We start from the raw sequence: 15,183 nt of genomic DNA on the forward strand, positions 1-15,183 counted from the left end.
TGTTCGGCATCCCGTCGCCGTGGAAGTCCGTGCATCCTAGGCCCGAAACCCGTGTTGGCGTCGAGTTTTCCGGAAAGTCGACGCTGGCGCCGGTTTTCTCTATCGTGCCGCCATGAGCAAGGTCGCCACCCCGATCCGCTGCAGACCCCGGCTGCTGCGCCCGGCCAGCCCCGAGGGCGCGGACTGGCGGTTCGTGGTGCTGCCGGCGACCGCCAGCGCGAAGCTGCCGACCCGCAGCATGGTGACGGTCGAAGGCACGCTCGACGGCCAGCCGTTCCAGGCCACGCTGGAGCCCGATGGCGAGGGCAGTCACTGGTTCAAGGTCGATGCGGACCTGTGCACGGCGGCCGGGATCGCGGCAGGCGACACGGTCTCGCTCGCGTTCGCGCCGGTCGACAAGGAGCCCGAACCCAGGGTGCCGGCCGACCTGCGCGAGGCGCTGGCAGCGCATCCCGTGGCGGAGACGCAATGGAGCAGCCTGACGCCGGTGGCGCGCCGCGACTGGATCCACTGGGTTACCTCGGGCAAGAAGGCCGAGACCCGGGTCAAGCGGATCGGCACCGCCTGCGACATGCTGGCGTCCGGCAAGCGCCGCGCCTGCTGCTTCGACCGCTCGGGGATGTACAGCAAGGGCAACATGGGCGCGCCCGAGGCCGCGGACTGATCCCGCAGCCAAGCGCGGCAGGATGGCCTGCAGGGTTTCAGCCGCTGCCCTGGGTGGACGACGGTTCCGCAGGTTCAGCAATGCTGGTGTCGCGCTCCCAACCCTCGTTCTGCAAGACCAGCCGCTGGATGGCGATGCCGTGGCCATTGGCATCCAGCTCGGGCAGGACTTCGATTTCCGAGGGCCAGCAACGATAGATCCGGTAGGCCAGCACCAGTTGGCCGGCTTCATTGAAGAGCTCCAGCACGATGTCCTTGCGGAAGGTCTTCAGCGCGGTTTCTTCGCCCATGGGGGCGCCGTGTTGCCAGACCCGGTTGGCCCACTGCTCGAACTCGGTGTCATGGGTGACGCCGCGCTCGATGGTGATCGGCGCGAACTGCGTGGTGCCGGGTGACTTGCGGGTATTGGGCGGGTCGCCGCCGCTGCGATGGATGACCACTTCGGAGGTGCGTCGCAAGGCACTGATCTTCGAGATGCCGGCGACATAGCGGCCGTCCCATTTCAGCCGGAAGCGATGGGCCTTGTAAGGGTCCTGACGTTGCGGGTTGACGTTGAACTCGGGCATGCGATTGGTTCCATGTCGCGCGGGGGCGCGGATGCTGGTGACGACGTGCCTGATGACTACGTGCCAGCGGGCGCGAAGCGGACAGTCGCGATTGCGCCGATTGTCGTGGCTCAACCAGGCGCGGCGGTCCTGTCAAGCCCCGTATTGGACTGTTCCGACAGGAGGTCGACGGTGGACGCTGCCCGCAGCCGCGCTGCGCATCCGGGGATCGGCCCCGAGGCTGCCACCGGCGTGACACCGGGCCGCGAACAGGAACAGGGGAAGCAAGATGACGAACACGCGCATGCATGCATGGCGCTGGACAACTGCGATTGCGCTCGCCGCGATGTCGGCGGCGGCAGGCGGACAGCCGAAGCAGACAGCCGAAGGGGCGCAGCAGTTCCTGTTGCGCGTGGCATCCGAGCGGATCGCACCTGCGTCCCTGCACTTCGCCGATGTGACGGTTCGGTACGCCTTCACGACCTACGAAAAGAAGATGCTGCGGGGTTGGGTGGAATATCGATCCGGCGGCAACGTTCTCTCCGGCGCACAGGAGGCCGAGGTCGTGCGACTCGAAAGCCCCGATCCCTGCACGACGGTGATCCCGGCGTTGACGTTCACGCCCGAGCAGCGCAAGGCCCGGGAAGAAGCCAACTTCAACGATGAGTACTACACCAGCGAGTACCGTTGGGAACCGAGCTATGCGGTCGCGATGGCGCCACCGCATGCGATCGCCTGGGGCAAGGCAAAAATATCGCGCACCCCGCAGGCCGTCGTGGCGACCGTGCCCGACACGAAGTTCAAGCAGACCAGCCTGGTGATGCGGACGCAGGATCCGGACATGCTTGAACGCCTGGAGTACGCGATGAAGTTCCTGCAGATGAGTTGCGATCCAACGGCCGATACCGGCTTCTGACCCGGGCACCCCGCCATGTCGACGTTCGCGACGTTCCGTCTCGCCGCACTGCTGATGGCCTCGACCGCATCGCTTGCCGATGCCTGGGCGCAGGACGCGGCACCGCAAGCCCCGCCGCAGACACCCAGGCAACTCAATGCCGAAGACCAGGCGAGGCTGCAGTCGCGCATGGCGGCGGGCAAGGTGCGCCGTGCGCAGGAAGCGCAGGAAGCCGAAGCGCGCCAGAAGGAGGAGGCTTTGCGGCGCGAAGAGGAAGAGCGCCTGGCGCAGATGGAGCGCGACGCGCAGGCCGAATGGGAGGCATCGCAGCCGCAGCCCTCCTCATCGGGCGGATTCGGCGAGGCCCTGCTGCACGGCCTGAGCGTGTTCCAGGACGAGATGGCCAAGGCCCAGGTCGAGCGCGCGCAGCAGGAAGCGTTTCTCGATGACGTGCGTCGCCAGGCCGAGTCGATCGCCTGGCAGCGTGAGCAGGAATTGGCACGCGAGCGCCAGCGCGTGGCCGACGAGCAGGCGCGCCGCGAGCAGGCCCGACAACAGCAAGCCCGACAACAGCAAGCCCAACAACAGCAGGCTCTACAGCAGCGGCAGATGGCGCAGCAGGCAAATGCGGTGGCATCCACGAAGTCTTCGTCCGGACAGGCGCAGCCGGCACAACCATCGCAGCAACAGGCGCAGCAGCAACAGTTGCGCGAGCAGGTCGCGGCGGAGCGCCAGCGCCAGCAGGCACAACGCGAACAGGCGCTCGCGAGCGAGCAGGCGGCGGCTGAGCGCCAACGCAAGGCCGACGAGGATCGACGCGCGCGCGATGCCGCCAACGCCGAACGCCAGCGCCAGGAGCAAGCCGCGCAGGCGCAGCGGCTACGGCAGGCCGAGCAGTCGTTGCTCAGTGGTTTCCGCGGCCGCGCGGCGACCTGCGTAGGCGGCGGCAAGGACGTGCTCTACCTGCAGACCTCGACACCTTCGAAGACCGGGTGCCGCGTCACGTTCGAGGCACGCTGCCCGGGCACGCCTGCCGGTGCCGGCGTGCACTTCAGCCAGGCCAACTACATCGGCGGCAGTTGCCACGGGCTGGGCGACAACATCCGCATCGGACCGATGGCCTGCGCCGCCGAACAGGTGCAGCTGAGCATGACCGGCGCGGAGTGCGGATAGCCAAGCCTCCGGCGTCGGCGCCGGAGGTTCAGCAGGTCATTTCCAGACGGGATTCCGCGATGAACCGTCGACGCTGACGCTGACGCCGGCTTCCGGGGCCTGGTGTCCGCATCCGCTCCAGCGCGTCAGCTGCGCAACCGTTGCAGTTGGTTCTGCAGGGTCTCGACCTGCGCACGCAACGCGGTGTTCTCGCGTTCGAGTTCGATGACGCGACGCTGCAGCGCCTTCGGATCCGGCGCGGCGTCCTCGCCATCGCCCGCGACGTCACCATCGGCGTTCGGCCTGGGGCGCTTCTTCGCTTCGCGGACGCGCTTGGCGGCCTGCTTCAACTCGGCCTTGCCGGCCTGGGCGGCACTGCGCTGTTCGTCTTCCGGCAGGCTGGCGACCGCTGCTGCGGCGCTGATCGAGATCTCGCCGGCCTTCAAGGCTTCGACCAGCTCGGGCGTCGCCTGCGTGTGGATGCGTTCGATCATCACCACTTGGTGGTTGCTGAGCTTGGCTTCGCGGGCCAGTTCGGCGCGGCTGACCGGTGCAGGCGCTTCGTCCCACGGCGGGCGATCGTCGGTGGCGTTGTCATCCGACGCCGCGGTGGTGTTGGCGCTGTCCGTCGCCGCGACTACCGCATCGCGCTGGGCCTGCTGGCGTGCCGCCAGGATCGCGCGCTTGCGCAGGGCGAGCACGCCGCGCTGGTAGTCGGACACGCTGCGCCGGCCCAGGTGCTGCTCGATCATCCACAGGTGGACGTCGTCCATCGACTGGAAGCGCGTGTTCTGCACGGTGTTGAACGGCAGGCCATGCTTCTGGCACAGGCCGTAACGGTTGTGGCCATCGACGAGGACATCGCCCCACAGCACCAGCGCGTCGCGACAGCCCTCGGCGAGCAGGCTGCGTTCCAGTGCCTCGTACTCATCCGGTGTCAGCGGGTCGATGTAAGCCTTCAGTTCTTCGACGACAACGATATCCATGCACGACCAACAAAAACGGGGTGCGCATTGTAGGCAGAACCGGGGTCAGCGTCGCCTTGCGCGTGACGCCATGCGCCTGTCACGACGTGGAAGGTCAAGGCGCTCCACGCTGCTGCGCGCGCTGGTAGGCGGGGCGGGCCTGGATGCGGTCGAGGAAGGCCATCAACCGCGGCCGCGAGGCGTCGAGGCCGCCACGGGTGCGGGCGATTTCGACGGGAAAGCTCATCAGGATGTCGGCGCCGGTGAAGGTGTCGCCGGCAAACCATTCGTGCTGGCCCAGTTCGGCCTCCATGTAGTCGAGCTGGCGCGTGATGTTGGGCAGGATGAAGCCGGCCTTGGTCTTGGCCGAGATCGCCTTGGCGATGGGCTTGGCGAAGAACGGCATCCTGCTCGACTCGATGCGGTCGAAGATCAGCTTCAGCAGCAGCGGCGGCATCGCCGAGCCCTCGGCGAAATGCAGCCAGTAGCGATAGCGGACGGCATCCGCCGAATCGACGGCAGGCGCCAGCCGGCCGTTGCCGTAACGCGCGATCAGCGTTTCGACGATGGCGCCCGATTCCGCCAGCGTCAGGCCGTCGTCGGTGGTGACCACCGGCGACTTGCCCAGCGGATGGATGGCCCGCAGCGATGGCGGCGCCAGCATGGTCTGCGGGTCGCGCTGGTAGTGCACGACCTCGTAGGGCAGCGCCAGCTCTTCGAGCAGCCACAGCACGCGCTGCGAGCGCGAATGATCGAGGTGGTGGACGGTCAGCATGGGGCGGGCCTTTGCGCGAGGTTCGCCGCAGTCTAACCAAGGCCATTGAAGGCGCCGTCAGGGCCTGCTGGCGGGGCCTTGCTCCTGGCCGTCAGCGTGGCCCGGTCCCGCGCCTGCCGAGGCATCGCCACGCGGTGTAGCCCAGCATGACGACGACACTGGTGCCGACCGCGGCCAGTGCGCCGATCCTGGCGACATCCATCGGCGCGAAGGCCCACAACGCGGCCCATGCCAGGAACGCCAGCGTCATGCTCCAGCTGCTGACGCGCGCGATGGACTGCGCCAGCGTGGCTTCGTGGATCGAGCGCGGCGGCATCGGATGCATCATCTTCGGCATGACGTTGCCGTAGGCGGCCAGGGCGAGTCCCATGACGATGTTGTAGCCACGCACGACCTGGTCGGCGTCGATCCAGCCCTGCTTGCGCGCCAGGGTCAGCAGCAGTGCGGAGCCGACCATGACCACGGCGAGCTTGATGGAAAAGAGGATGTGCTTGCGGTTGCGCGGGCTGGCGTGCTCGTTCATCGGTCTTCTCCGTCGCGGGGCTGTCGGGATGGCGCCTCGTCCGTGGAGGGCGCGGGCGCTTGCGCCTTGGCATCGATGCCGAACAGCCGGGTGAATCCCAGCAGCGCGTCTTCCAGCACCGACAATTTCAGTTGATAGACGATGCAGGTGCCGATCTTGTTGGCCTCGATCAGGTCGGCCTCGCGCAACACCGCGAAGTGCGCCGACATCGTCGGTCGCGACACCGGGAACTGGTCCGACAGTTCGCCTGCCGTCATCGGTCGCTCGCGCAGCAGCGCCAGCACCGTGCGGCGGGTCGGGTCGGCCAGGGCCTTGAAGACGGTGTTCATAGTCGATATTTAGCTAAATATCTAAATATGAGTCAAGCGATGGGCTGGAAGATTCGCAAGCCATTGAAATCAAATATAAAAATGGGGTGGCAGCGCCCTTATGCACGCCGGAACCGCGGAAACGCCGCGCGCGTCCCCCGGTCCAGAGGCACGAACGCCTGAGCGAGTGCCTCAGCCCCTGCCGTGCGCGGAGGCAGTCTTCAGCAGGAAGAAGCGGAAGTCTCCCTGCGCCGGCTCGGGCTGTTCCTCGAATGCGACGCCAAGCCGCGGCAGTGCGCGCCGCCAGTAGGCGTACGCCTGCAGGTCGCGCTTGAACACGGCGAGCAGCCAGGGACCGGATGCGGGCGCCAGCAAGGCGGTGGCGGCATGGAAAGCGACCCCCTTGCCCCGATACTTCGGCAGCACGAACAGGTCGGCCAGTTCGGGATAGGCGGTGCCCGCGAAGTCCGCTTCGTCGACCAGCACGAAGCCTGCGACCTGGCCGTCCACATGCAGCAGGTGCGCCCAGCCCGGCGAACCGGCGAGCGAGGACGCCACGTCATCGGCCGTGCAGTCGTAGTGCCCATCCGCACCGACGTCCTCGCCGCTCCACGCGGAGGATTCGAAGAAATAGAACTGCATCAGATGGAATAGGACATCACGGTCCTGCGAGGTGGCAGGTCGCATGGAGATCATGGCCATGTCCAGGACGCGCACGCCGCCTCAGGCGTACAGCACGCTTGGCGCGTCTTCGTCGACGATCGCGTGCGGGACGAAACGCGCGCTGTCGCGGGTGATCGGGCTGTCGTCTTCGCGGATGCCGATGCCGCAGGCGGTGTCGCCGACGATCCAGCTGCCGACCATCGGGTAATGCCCTGCCAGGGCAGGCCCTGGTGACGCAGGACCCTCGAAGCGCGGCAGCGGATGCAGGGCCTGGCGAATGCTTGGGCCCCGATACGGCCCTTCGCTTTCGAGCCAGCGGCCGTCGGCCATGTGCATCGCGACATTGGCGCCTTCGCGCGAATGCAGGGGTTTGCGCACCCAGCCGGCCGGCAGCGGGCTGCCGTCGTCGAACTCGGCCGGCAGCAGGTTGGGATGGCCGCGATGGCGTTCCCACAGCAGCGGCAGTACACCCTTGTTGCTCAGCAGCGCCTTCCATGGCGGTTCCAGCAGGCGCAGGCCGGATCCGGGCAAGGCGCGGCCGAAGTCGTCGGCGAACAGGTCCTCCAGCGGATACAGCTTGAACAGCGCGCCGATGACGATGTCGTCGGTGTCGGTATAGCGGCCGTCTTCGGACAGGCCGATGTCTTCGATGGCCAGCGCGGCGCCATGCAGGCCCGCCTGCGCCGCGCAGTCGCGCAGGTACTCGACGGTGCCCTGGTCTTCGGTCGATGCGCGCACCGCGGCGAATGCCAGCGGCGGCGGCAACTGCAGCGACAGTTCGCCGAAGCGTTCGACGAGCGCCTCGTGGATGGAGTTGAACTGGTCGGCATACGCGGGCAGTCGACCGGATTCGCGCTGGTCCTCGAGCCACTGCCACTGGAAGAACGCGGCCTCGAACAGCGAGGTCGGGGTGTCGTAGTTGAGTTCGTAGAGCTTCGCCGGGCCCTGGCCGTCGTAGGCGAAATCCAGCCGGCCGTAGAGATGGCCATCGCGTCGACGCCAGCTATCGGCGATCCAGTCGCGGAACGCGTCGGGGATCGCCAGCCGCTGCATCAGGGTGTCGCTGCCGGCGATCTCGTCGACCAGCGCCATCGCCATCTGGTGCAGCTCGGCGCTGGGGTCTTCGAGGTCGTGCTCGATCTGGCGCAGCGTGAATGCGTAGTAGGCGCGTTCGTCCCAGTAGCGTTCGCCGTCGATGGTGTGGAAGCGGAAGCCGCTGTCGGCGGCGCGCGCGCGCCAGTCGCCGCGCTCGACGATCGGGACCCGCCGCATGCGATCAGCCGCCGACGCTGCTGCGGTTGCCGCCGGAGGCGCCGAAGCCACCACGATTGACGGTGACCGCGCGGTCCGGCGTCATCGACACCGGCGCCAGTCCGGCGCGACCCGCGCCCGCTGCGGCGCCGGGGGCACCGGACGGACGCAGCCAGCTGTCGCCCTTGTTGCGCCATGCCGGCGCGGCCTGCTGCTGTTGCGCCATGCCCGCGCCCGCGCCACCCACACCACCCAGCATCCGCGACAGGAAGAAGCCGGCCATCATCGGCCCGATGAACGACTGCCCGGTCGAGGTGCGCTGCTCGGTGCACTGTTCGGCCGAGTAATCCTGCTCGCAGTCGGCACGACTGGCGTACTGCGGCGCGCTGTCGGCGGCCTGCTGCTGGGCCTGGTCGAACGCGACGCGACAGCTGGCGGCATCGCCGGTGGCCTGGCCGCAGCTTTCGACCGAGGTGTACAGGCCTTCCTGCACCTGTTGCACGGGCTCGTCGCGCTGGCATGCGGTGAACAGCAGCGGCGCTGCGCCCATCAACACCAGGGCCGTCTTTTTTGATCGCTTCACGTCGGTTATCCATTCGCTTGCAGTCGCCCATGATGCCTGCATCGACCAGGACGGTCCAATGCGACGCGGTCGCGATGCATGCAACGCAGGCGCGCGCCGCCGCATTGCACAAACGAGTGGTGCGCGCGGTCCTTTACCATCGGCGGATCCGAGATCCGGGAGTTCGACATGCGGTCGATGGCATTGGGGTTGCTGATGCTGGCCTGCGCGCCAGCGTGCGCGGTTGCGGGCGGGGTGGATGGCGCGGTCTTCGACGTCCACGTCCACCTGCGCGACGGCGAGGCCTCGGTGCGCGCCTACGAGGCCGATGTCGCCCAGGCCGGCATCACGCTGGCCGGGTTTGCCGGCATGTGGTTCGGCGGCCCGCACCAGGCGTCCCAGGGGGCGCCCGACGGGATCCGTCGCAACAACGATGCGCTGCTGGCGCTGGCAAGCCGGCAGCCCGGCCTGCTGCCGGTCGCGATCGTGCATCCCTACGACGGCCAATCGGCGTTGGACGAACTGGCGCGCCTTTCAGGTGCCGGAGTCAGGATCATCAAGCTGCATCCGCATACGCAGCAGTTTGATGTCGACGATCCGCGCGTGCTGGCCCTGGTGCGCAAGGCCGGCGAGCTGGGCCTGATCGTGCTGTTCGACAACGCCAACATCATCGCCGGCGACAGCGAGCGCCTGTTCAACCTCGCGGTACGCGCGCCGAAGACACGCTTCGTGCTGGCGCATGTCGGCGGCTTGAACTTCCGCTTCTGGAGCATCCTCGCGCTGGCGCGTACGGCCGACGACTTCTTCATGGACAACCTGTACTTCGACCTCTCGGCGACGGTGCTGCTGGCCGCCGACTCGCCGATCGAAGAGGAGTTCGTCTGGACGCTGCGCAACATCGGCATCGGTCAGGTGCTGCTGGGCTCGGACTATCCGCAGATCCCGCTCGGCAGGACACTGGAGGCGCTGGAGCGCCTGGATCTCAGCGACGAGGAAAAGACCGCGATCCGCGTCGGCAACGCGCGCAGGCTGTTCGGCCTGGACGACTGAGCAGCGGGCGCGGCCATCGACCGCCGCGCCGTCCCTGCTCGCCTCAACGCCGCCGCGAGAATCTCGCGTCGCCGACCATCGGCGCGCACCGGAGCCCTTGCACGGGTACCATCGGCGTGGGGGAAAGGGAGGCAGCGACTTGAAGGCGTCCGCCAGGATCGTCCACGGAAGCGGGATACGCGACGCCATGGAGCTGCGTCGGAACCGGCGTGCGCTGCAGCTGCTGCTGGCCACCGGCACCATCATGCTCGTACTCGGCATCGGCTGGTGCGCGTTCTTCTTCCTGCACGGCGCGCGCTTCGTCGCGCTGACCGAGCTGGCACTGGCCCTGCTGGGCATCGCCGTCATCGCGACCGCGCGGCTGGGCCGCGTGCGGATGTCGGCGTGGATGGCCTTCATCGGGCTGTTCCTCTTTGTCTGCCTGTTCTCGGCGCAGCTCGATGTGCAGACGGCCGGCATCCCGCGCACCACGCATCTGTTCCTGCTGGTGCTCGCCGGCTGCGCCTTTCATGTCTTCCGCAGCGAACTGCCGTGGCTGCGCTACGGTTGCGTGTGCCTGTTCCTGGCTGCATTCGTGGTGTTCGCGGCGATGCCCGAGGGCCTGCCGGGCCGCCATGCGATTCCCGACGAGGTGCGTCGCGTCGGCATCTGGATCAACCTGGTCACCGTGGTGCTGAGCCTGCTGGTGGTGATGCACCTGCAGGAGAGCGACAGCGCCGCGCATCGTGCGCTGCACCGCGCCCTGCGCGACGCGCTGTCGAGCCGTCGCTTCGAGCTGTTCTACCAGCCGCAGATCGATGCCGATGGCCGCATCGTCGGCGCCGAGGCGCTGCTGCGCTGGCGCGATCCCAAGCGTGGCCTGGTGCTGCCGGGCGAGTTCGTCCGCGCGGCCGAGGAGACCGGTTTCATCCTGCCGCTGGGGCAATGGGTCTTGACCACCGCCTGCGAACAACTGAGCCGCTGGCGCAAGCGCCCGGAACTGAGCCGGTTGCGCCTGTCGGTCAATGTCAGCGCGCTGCAGCTGCGGCAACCCGATTTCGTCGAGCAGGTGCTGGACGCGCTGCAGCGCAGCGGCATCGACGGTGGCCTGCTGACGCTGGAGCTGACCGAAAGCGTGCTGCTGCACGACATGGACGGGGCGGTCGCGAAGATGCACGCGCTGGACGCGGCGGGCGTGCGGCTGTCGCTGGACGACTTCGGCACCGGTTATTCGTCGTTGTCCTACCTGCGCCGGATGCCGCTGTCGGAACTGAAGATCGATCGTGCCTTCGTCGCCGAGGTCACCCGCGACGCGCATGCCGCCAGCATCACCCGCAACCTGTTGCAGCTGGGCCACGACCTCGGCATCGACGTCATCGCCGAAGGCATCGAGCAGCAGGAGCAGTACGAGTTCCTGCGTGCGCAGGGCTGCGACCTGTTCCAGGGCTATCTGTTCGGCAAGGCGATGGAGATCGAGGCCTTCGATGGCCTGGTCTTCGCCGGCGTACCGGCGCAACCGGTGGCGTGATGCCGCGAGGCGGCAGCCGCGCGCTGGTCGGCGTCCAGGAACGTCCAGGCGATGAAGCGGCTCTGCTTGTTGCCCTGCGCCATCGGCACTTCGCGGACGTCGCGCGCGCCGGCCTTGCGCAGTTGCGTGTGCAGGTCGGCCAGGTGTTCGGATTTCGCGACCAGGCTGCTGAACCAGCGCACCTGGTGCGGGATGTCGGCACTCTCGCGGATCATCCGGCGCAGGAACGAGGCTTCACCGCCGGTGCACCACAGCTCATTGGCCTGGCCGCCGAAGTTCAACGCCGGCGCCGCGGCCTTGCGGCGGTTCGGCGGTGCGTCGCCACCGGCGAGATTGCGCAGCTTGCGTTGGCTGCCGCGGGCGGCGTCCTTGGCGGAGGCGTGGAAGGGCGGATTGCAGAGGCTGAGGTCGAAGCGGTCCCCGGCCTGCAGCACGCCTGCGAACAACTTGCCGCGCGCGTGCTGCTGGCGTAGTTCGATCGCTTGCCCCAGTCCGTTCGCCTGTACGATCGCGGCGGCGGATTGCAGGGCCTCGGCGTCGATGTCGGTGCCGACGAAGTGCCAGCCGTATTCGGCATGGCCGAGCAGGGGATAGATCGCGTTGGCGCCGACGCCGATGTCGAGCACGCGCACCGCGGCTCCGAGCGGGATGGCGGTGCCGTCGCCATCGGCCAGCAGGTCGGCGAGGCCGTGCAGGTAGTCGGCGCGGCCGGGGATCGGTGGGCACAGGTAGCCGTCGGGGATGTCCCAATGGGCGATGCCGTAGTCGAATGCGAGCAAGGCGCGGTTGAGCGCGCGTACCGCCGCCGGATCGGCGAAATCGATGCTTGTCTCGCCGCCGGGCGTGGCGATCAGGAAGCCCGCGAGCGCCGGGCTGGCCGCCACCAGGCGCGCGAAGTCGTAGCGGCCCTGGTGACGGTTTCGCGGATGCAGCGCGACGCGTGCGGCTGGTCTTGGCGACGGCCCAGGGCGGGTCTTGCCAGAGGATTCGGGTGGGGGTGCCATGGAAGGATTAGACGCGATCGCGGTCTGGACGGCGAGCTTTCGCCGCCGCGAGGTCGTCCCCGACGCCCCGACATCGCGCCGGCGGGGGCGATGGCAGGCGGCCTTGACTTGCATCGTGAAGCGGTGGAACGTTCGTCCACGCGTGCGATCCATAGCCGTGCGCTCGCTGAGCGTCCAGTCGTTTGTCCCGCAGGCCTGCCCGGTTTGCGGCAGCCATGGCCACAGGGGGATGCAATGACGTCACACGGATGGAGACCGGCGCTGCTGGCGATCCTGTTATTTGCCATCGCGGGCATGGCGCATGCTGAGCCGGAGATCGGGGATGCGCCTCCAGACCTGCTCGGCACCTCGTCTCAGGGCGAGGAAGTGCGTGTCAGCGCGCTTCGGGGCAACGTGGTGATCGTGAGTTTCTGGGCCTCATGGTGCGGCTACTGCCGCAAGCTGTTGCCCGTGCTGGAGAACTTCCAGCAGCAAGTAGGACGCCACAGTCTGGATGTGGTGGTGGTCAACTTCCAGGAACCGCTGCGAACCTATCGCGCCCTGCGGCGCGGTTTCAAGGATCTGTCGGTGACGCTGACGCATGATGCCGATGGCGCCATCTCGGACGCCTACGGCGTGACCGCAGTGCCGGTGGTCTACATTATCGACAGGGCGGGTGAGTTGGCTTACGTCCATCGTGGATATTCGGAGGCATCGCTGCCGCGTTTGATCGAGGTAGTCAACGAGATGTTGGCCGAGCCGCGACCGCCCGCGGCCACCGGAGCGGTATCGCTCCCTGGCGCTATCGAAGGTTGACGAGATCGGCTGGCGTGAGCCAAGCCACGCGCGTCCGCAACCAGGGACCGTCCAGACCTGCCCGGACCCGCGCCAGCTGCAGGCTGTCGCCACGTCTGCAGTGAAGCTGGGCGGCGGGCGCAAGGATCAGCGGCCGTTGCCGTGTCCACCATCGCCAAAGCGGGGCGCAACTGCTAGATTGCGCGGCTTGCCAGCCCGTTCCCGATCCTTGTGATTGCGGACCTGTCGTGTTTCCGTGACCAGCGTTTCCCGGATTCGTCAGTGCCAGCGAAAGACGCAACCTTCCTTCGTTCACTGTCAGGAATTCTCATGAAAACACGCACCAGTGCGATCAGCGCACTCCTCGTCCTCGGGCTGTCTGTTGGCCTGTCCGCCTGCAAGCAGGAGCCGGCTGCGGCCCCCGCCGATGCCGCCGCCCCCGCCGCCGTTGCTGCGGAAGCCACTGCGCCGCAGGCGCAGCGCGTCGCGCTGGCGCGCGGTCTCTACGAGCTGGCCTACAGCCCGTCGCAGGACGCATTGTTCGTTGCCTCGTCCGGCGGCTTCGGCGAGCAGTCCGAGCCCTCGCGCGTGCTGCGCCTGGATCCGGAGACGCTGGCGATCAAGGCCGAGATCCCGCTCGAGCGCAAGGGCTTCGGCGTGGTGCTCGACGATGCCAATGGCCGCCTCTATGTCGGCAACACCGTCGACACCTCGGTTACCGTGGTCGACATCGCCACCAACCAGGCCGTCGGCCTGGTGCAGCTGCAGCAGAAGACCAAGGGCAAGGACGGCCGCGAATCCTATACGCACGACCTGCGCGAACTGGTCGTCGATCCGGTCGCCAAGCGCCTGTACGTCACCGGCCATTCGCAGGAAGGCAGCGTGCTGTTCGTCGTCGACACCGACAAGCTGGAGGTCATCAAGACCGTCGAAGGCCTCGGCAAGCACAAGGCGCCGGGCCTGTTCCTGGATGCGGCGGGCAAGCGCGTGTTCACCTCGAACCTGCTGGGTGAGGTCGTGGTGGTCGATACCGGTACGCTGGAAGTGACCAAGCGCCACCAGACCACGGCCGAGCAGCCGATGAACCTGGTGCACCACGCCGACAGCAAGCGCCTGTTCGCAACCGACCAGGGCCTGGCGATGATCCGCGACTACCAGGCGGACTCGATCCCGGGCTTCGCGTCCAAGCATCCGGGCAACCGCGTGCTGGTGCTCGACGCCGACACCGGTGCCGAAGTCCACAGCATCCCGACCCAGGACGGTCCGCTGGGCCTGCTGCTGGATGCGCCGCGTTCGCGCCTGTACGTGACCAACCGCAGCGCCGGCAAGGTCACTGTCTACGACAGCGACAGCTACGCCGAACTGAATGTCATCGACCTGCCGACGCACCCGAACAGCCTGGCCTTCGACAGCAAGCGCAACGTGCTGTACGTCAGCATCAAGAACGGTGAGCAGGATCCGGAGACCGCGCAGGAAAGCGTTGCGCGCATCGCGCTCTGATATCGGCGGGCTGGACCTGCAACGGGACAGTACCGTCTAGCGGCTCGGGTCGGGGCTGCGTGATCACATGGCCACATGACGCCACGGTTGGCTTGCCGGGTACCCCCGGCAGGCCGCAAATTTTTCAGGAAGATGCTGCGCGTATCAAGCGCCGCGCAGGCGTGGAGCGGGTATCCCGGACGTGATGACCGCAGGTTTCCGGGCCTTCAACGCAGTGCTCAGCAGAGCATCGATACCAGTCCGGCGCCCGGCGCCGTCGCCGGCACCAGGAAGGCACCACCAAGGTGCGCCAGCAGGAAGAACGGGATGCCCCACAGCGTCTCCCGATACACGCGGCGCAGCGGCAGCGGGTGCAGTTCCGCATATCCCTGGAAGAACCGCTGGCGCGGGTGAGGCCAACGCCGTCCATTTTGCCGCGTGCCCGGGGCCTGTGCGGGCTCGTCATCTTGGTCACCTGGCGTGCTGTGTCAGGATGGCTGTGCTGCGGCAGCGCACGCGGCCGGGCGCGACGGATAGGGAGAGGCAGGTCGTGATATCGAAGTGGAAGAAGACGCCGATCTACCAACGGGTTCCCCGGCCCTGGGCGGGGCTTGCCTATCTTTTGGTGCTGGGGCTGGTGTTTGCGCTGTTCCTGGGGCGCTCGATGGACCTGTTCAAGCTGTCGCTGATTCTGGACCACGCTCCCACGTTCTACACGCATGTCTCCAACTTCTCGATCTCCTACCTGCTGTACACCGCGATCGGCTACCAATGGTTGATGACGGGCGTGAAGAGGAAGCCGGTGGTGTTGTTGGGCCTGGCGATCGCGCTGTGCAACGTCGTCTATGAAGGCTTCATCCCTTTCATCAATACACCTGATTCGACCGATGCCGGATATGGCCTGGCAGGCACGTTGCTGGGATGGATCGTGCTCTGGGGAATCGATCGTTACGGACTGGTTCCCAATCCCGCACATTCCGCGTCATCTCCGGTGGCGGGGGCGTGATCGCACAGCATGGCTGCCGGCGCGCCTGACGGTCCGATCATGGCGCGCCGTACTGGCACGA

At 67.4% G+C, this 15,183-nt stretch carries 17 protein-coding genes; 8 read left to right on the plus strand and 9 right to left on the minus strand.

Annotated elements, in window-relative coordinates:
* Positions 1 to 112: 112 nt before the first annotated feature.
* On the plus strand, positions 113 to 664 hold the full coding sequence (locus ACYX7E_RS04555) for a YdeI/OmpD-associated family protein (RefSeq protein WP_462079375.1): 552 nt from the start codon (positions 113 to 115) through the stop codon (positions 662 to 664).
* A 37-nt stretch (positions 665 to 701) separates the two neighbouring features.
* On the opposite strand, the gene ACYX7E_RS04560 is transcribed toward ACYX7E_RS04555, so the two are convergent.
* A complete protein-coding gene (locus ACYX7E_RS04560; RefSeq protein WP_462079376.1) occupies positions 702 to 1,229 on the minus strand; it encodes a phage tail protein in 528 nt (175 codons plus the stop codon).
* Between the two features lie 268 nt (positions 1,230 to 1,497).
* On the opposite strand from ACYX7E_RS04560, the gene ACYX7E_RS04565 reads away from it, so the two are divergent.
* Together ACYX7E_RS04565 and ACYX7E_RS04570 are read left to right on the plus strand one after the other, a co-directional pair.
* Positions 1,498 to 2,124: a hypothetical protein gene (locus ACYX7E_RS04565; protein WP_462079377.1), complete on the plus strand. Its 627-nt coding sequence runs from the start codon at positions 1,498 to 1,500 to the stop codon at positions 2,122 to 2,124.
* A gap of 15 nt (positions 2,125 to 2,139) precedes the next feature.
* Entirely contained in the window at positions 2,140 to 3,276 is a 1,137-nt protein-coding gene (locus tag ACYX7E_RS04570; protein WP_462079378.1) for a hypothetical protein, read from the plus strand.
* A gap of 125 nt (positions 3,277 to 3,401) precedes the next feature.
* Here ACYX7E_RS04570 and ACYX7E_RS04575 read toward each other — a convergent pair whose 3' ends face one another.
* From ACYX7E_RS04575 to ACYX7E_RS04605, 7 genes are all read right to left on the minus strand, one after another.
* Entirely contained in the window at positions 3,402 to 4,241 is an 840-nt protein-coding gene (locus ACYX7E_RS04575) for a plasmid replication/partition related protein (RefSeq protein WP_462079379.1), read from the minus strand.
* Positions 4,242 to 4,335: 94 nt separating this feature from the next.
* Positions 4,336 to 4,995 carry a glutathione S-transferase gene (locus ACYX7E_RS04580; protein WP_462079380.1) on the minus strand — a complete coding sequence of 220 codons (660 nt, stop codon included), beginning with the start codon at positions 4,993 to 4,995 and terminating at the stop codon, positions 4,336 to 4,338.
* 91 nt (positions 4,996 to 5,086) lie between these two features.
* Positions 5,087 to 5,518: a hypothetical protein gene (locus ACYX7E_RS04585; protein WP_462079381.1), complete on the minus strand. Its 432-nt coding sequence runs from the start codon at positions 5,516 to 5,518 to the stop codon at positions 5,087 to 5,089.
* Positions 5,515 to 5,847, minus strand: coding sequence for an autorepressor SdpR family transcription factor (locus ACYX7E_RS04590; protein ID WP_462079382.1), 333 nt, complete (start codon positions 5,845 to 5,847; stop codon positions 5,515 to 5,517). The genes ACYX7E_RS04585 and ACYX7E_RS04590 overlap by 4 nt, the downstream gene beginning before the upstream one ends.
* Positions 5,848 to 6,018: 171 nt before the next feature.
* On the minus strand, positions 6,019 to 6,522 hold the full coding sequence (locus ACYX7E_RS04595; protein ID WP_462079383.1) for a GNAT family N-acetyltransferase: 504 nt from the start codon (positions 6,520 to 6,522) through the stop codon (positions 6,019 to 6,021).
* A 27-nt stretch (positions 6,523 to 6,549) separates the two neighbouring features.
* Positions 6,550 to 7,761 (minus strand): glutathionylspermidine synthase family protein, encoded by a 1,212-nt coding sequence (locus ACYX7E_RS04600; protein ID WP_462079384.1) that lies wholly within the window; start codon positions 7,759 to 7,761, stop codon positions 6,550 to 6,552.
* 4 nt (positions 7,762 to 7,765) lie between these two features.
* A complete protein-coding gene (locus ACYX7E_RS04605; protein WP_462079385.1) occupies positions 7,766 to 8,323 on the minus strand; it encodes a DUF1190 domain-containing protein in 558 nt (185 codons plus the stop codon).
* Positions 8,324 to 8,491: 168 nt separating this feature from the next.
* Here ACYX7E_RS04605 and ACYX7E_RS04610 point away from each other — a divergent pair, with 168 nt between their 5' ends.
* On the plus strand, positions 8,492 to 9,352 hold the full coding sequence (locus ACYX7E_RS04610; protein WP_462079386.1) for an amidohydrolase family protein: 861 nt from the start codon (positions 8,492 to 8,494) through the stop codon (positions 9,350 to 9,352).
* 187 nt (positions 9,353 to 9,539) lie between these two features.
* Positions 9,540 to 10,859 (plus strand): putative bifunctional diguanylate cyclase/phosphodiesterase, encoded by a 1,320-nt coding sequence (locus ACYX7E_RS04615; protein ID WP_462079387.1) that lies wholly within the window; start codon positions 9,540 to 9,542, stop codon positions 10,857 to 10,859.
* Here ACYX7E_RS04615 and rlmF read toward each other — a convergent pair.
* Positions 10,778 to 11,863 (minus strand): 23S rRNA (adenine(1618)-N(6))-methyltransferase RlmF, encoded by a 1,086-nt coding sequence (gene rlmF, locus ACYX7E_RS04620; RefSeq protein ID WP_462079388.1) that lies wholly within the window; start codon positions 11,861 to 11,863, stop codon positions 10,778 to 10,780. The two genes, ACYX7E_RS04615 and rlmF, sit on opposite strands and share 82 nt — an antisense overlap.
* Before the next feature lie 234 nt (positions 11,864 to 12,097).
* On the opposite strand from rlmF, the gene ACYX7E_RS04625 reads away from it, so the two are divergent.
* The 3 genes from ACYX7E_RS04625 (at position 12,098) to ACYX7E_RS04635 (ending at position 15,122) form a co-directional block, all read left to right on the plus strand.
* Positions 12,098 to 12,658 carry a TlpA family protein disulfide reductase gene (locus ACYX7E_RS04625; protein WP_462079389.1) on the plus strand — a complete coding sequence of 187 codons (561 nt, stop codon included), beginning with the start codon at positions 12,098 to 12,100 and terminating at the stop codon, positions 12,656 to 12,658.
* Between the two features lie 309 nt (positions 12,659 to 12,967).
* Positions 12,968 to 14,137 carry a YncE family protein gene (locus ACYX7E_RS04630; protein ID WP_462079390.1) on the plus strand — a complete coding sequence of 390 codons (1,170 nt, stop codon included), beginning with the start codon at positions 12,968 to 12,970 and terminating at the stop codon, positions 14,135 to 14,137.
* Positions 14,138 to 14,609: 472 nt separating this feature from the next.
* Complete coding sequence (locus ACYX7E_RS04635; RefSeq protein WP_462079391.1) at positions 14,610 to 15,122, plus strand: hypothetical protein; 513 nt, start codon at positions 14,610 to 14,612, stop codon at positions 15,120 to 15,122.
* Positions 15,123 to 15,183 lie beyond the last annotated feature (61 nt).

This window comes from Luteimonas sp. RIT-PG2_3, from assembly GCF_054902115.1.

Bases quoted from the DNA above. Each gene is read 5' to 3' on its own strand.
- rlmF (WP_462079388.1), bottom strand. From the start codon at position 11,863: ATGGCACCCCCACCCGAATCCTCTGGCAAGACCCGCCCTGGGCCGTCG.
- ACYX7E_RS04610 (WP_462079386.1), top strand. From the start codon at position 8,492: ATGCGGTCGATGGCATTGGGGTTGCTGATGCTGGCCTGCGCGCCAGCG.
- ACYX7E_RS04575 (WP_462079379.1), bottom strand. From the start codon at position 4,241: ATGGATATCGTTGTCGTCGAAGAACTGAAGGCTTACATCGACCCGCTG.
- ACYX7E_RS04590 (WP_462079382.1), bottom strand. From the start codon at position 5,847: ATGAACACCGTCTTCAAGGCCCTGGCCGACCCGACCCGCCGCACGGTG.
- ACYX7E_RS04635 (WP_462079391.1), top strand. From the start codon at position 14,610: ATGGCTGTGCTGCGGCAGCGCACGCGGCCGGGCGCGACGGATAGGGAG.
- ACYX7E_RS04600 (WP_462079384.1), bottom strand. From the start codon at position 7,761: ATGCGGCGGGTCCCGATCGTCGAGCGCGGCGACTGGCGCGCGCGCGCC.
- ACYX7E_RS04595 (WP_462079383.1), bottom strand. From the start codon at position 6,522: ATGATCTCCATGCGACCTGCCACCTCGCAGGACCGTGATGTCCTATTC.
- ACYX7E_RS04580 (WP_462079380.1), bottom strand. From the start codon at position 4,995: ATGCTGACCGTCCACCACCTCGATCATTCGCGCTCGCAGCGCGTGCTG.
- ACYX7E_RS04615 (WP_462079387.1), top strand. From the start codon at position 9,540: ATGGAGCTGCGTCGGAACCGGCGTGCGCTGCAGCTGCTGCTGGCCACC.
- ACYX7E_RS04625 (WP_462079389.1), top strand. From the start codon at position 12,098: ATGACGTCACACGGATGGAGACCGGCGCTGCTGGCGATCCTGTTATTT.
- ACYX7E_RS04560 (WP_462079376.1), bottom strand. From the start codon at position 1,229: ATGCCCGAGTTCAACGTCAACCCGCAACGTCAGGACCCTTACAAGGCC.
- ACYX7E_RS04565 (WP_462079377.1), top strand. From the start codon at position 1,498: ATGACGAACACGCGCATGCATGCATGGCGCTGGACAACTGCGATTGCG.
- ACYX7E_RS04630 (WP_462079390.1), top strand. From the start codon at position 12,968: ATGAAAACACGCACCAGTGCGATCAGCGCACTCCTCGTCCTCGGGCTG.
- ACYX7E_RS04570 (WP_462079378.1), top strand. From the start codon at position 2,140: ATGTCGACGTTCGCGACGTTCCGTCTCGCCGCACTGCTGATGGCCTCG.
- ACYX7E_RS04585 (WP_462079381.1), bottom strand. From the start codon at position 5,518: ATGAACGAGCACGCCAGCCCGCGCAACCGCAAGCACATCCTCTTTTCC.
- ACYX7E_RS04555 (WP_462079375.1), top strand. From the start codon at position 113: ATGAGCAAGGTCGCCACCCCGATCCGCTGCAGACCCCGGCTGCTGCGC.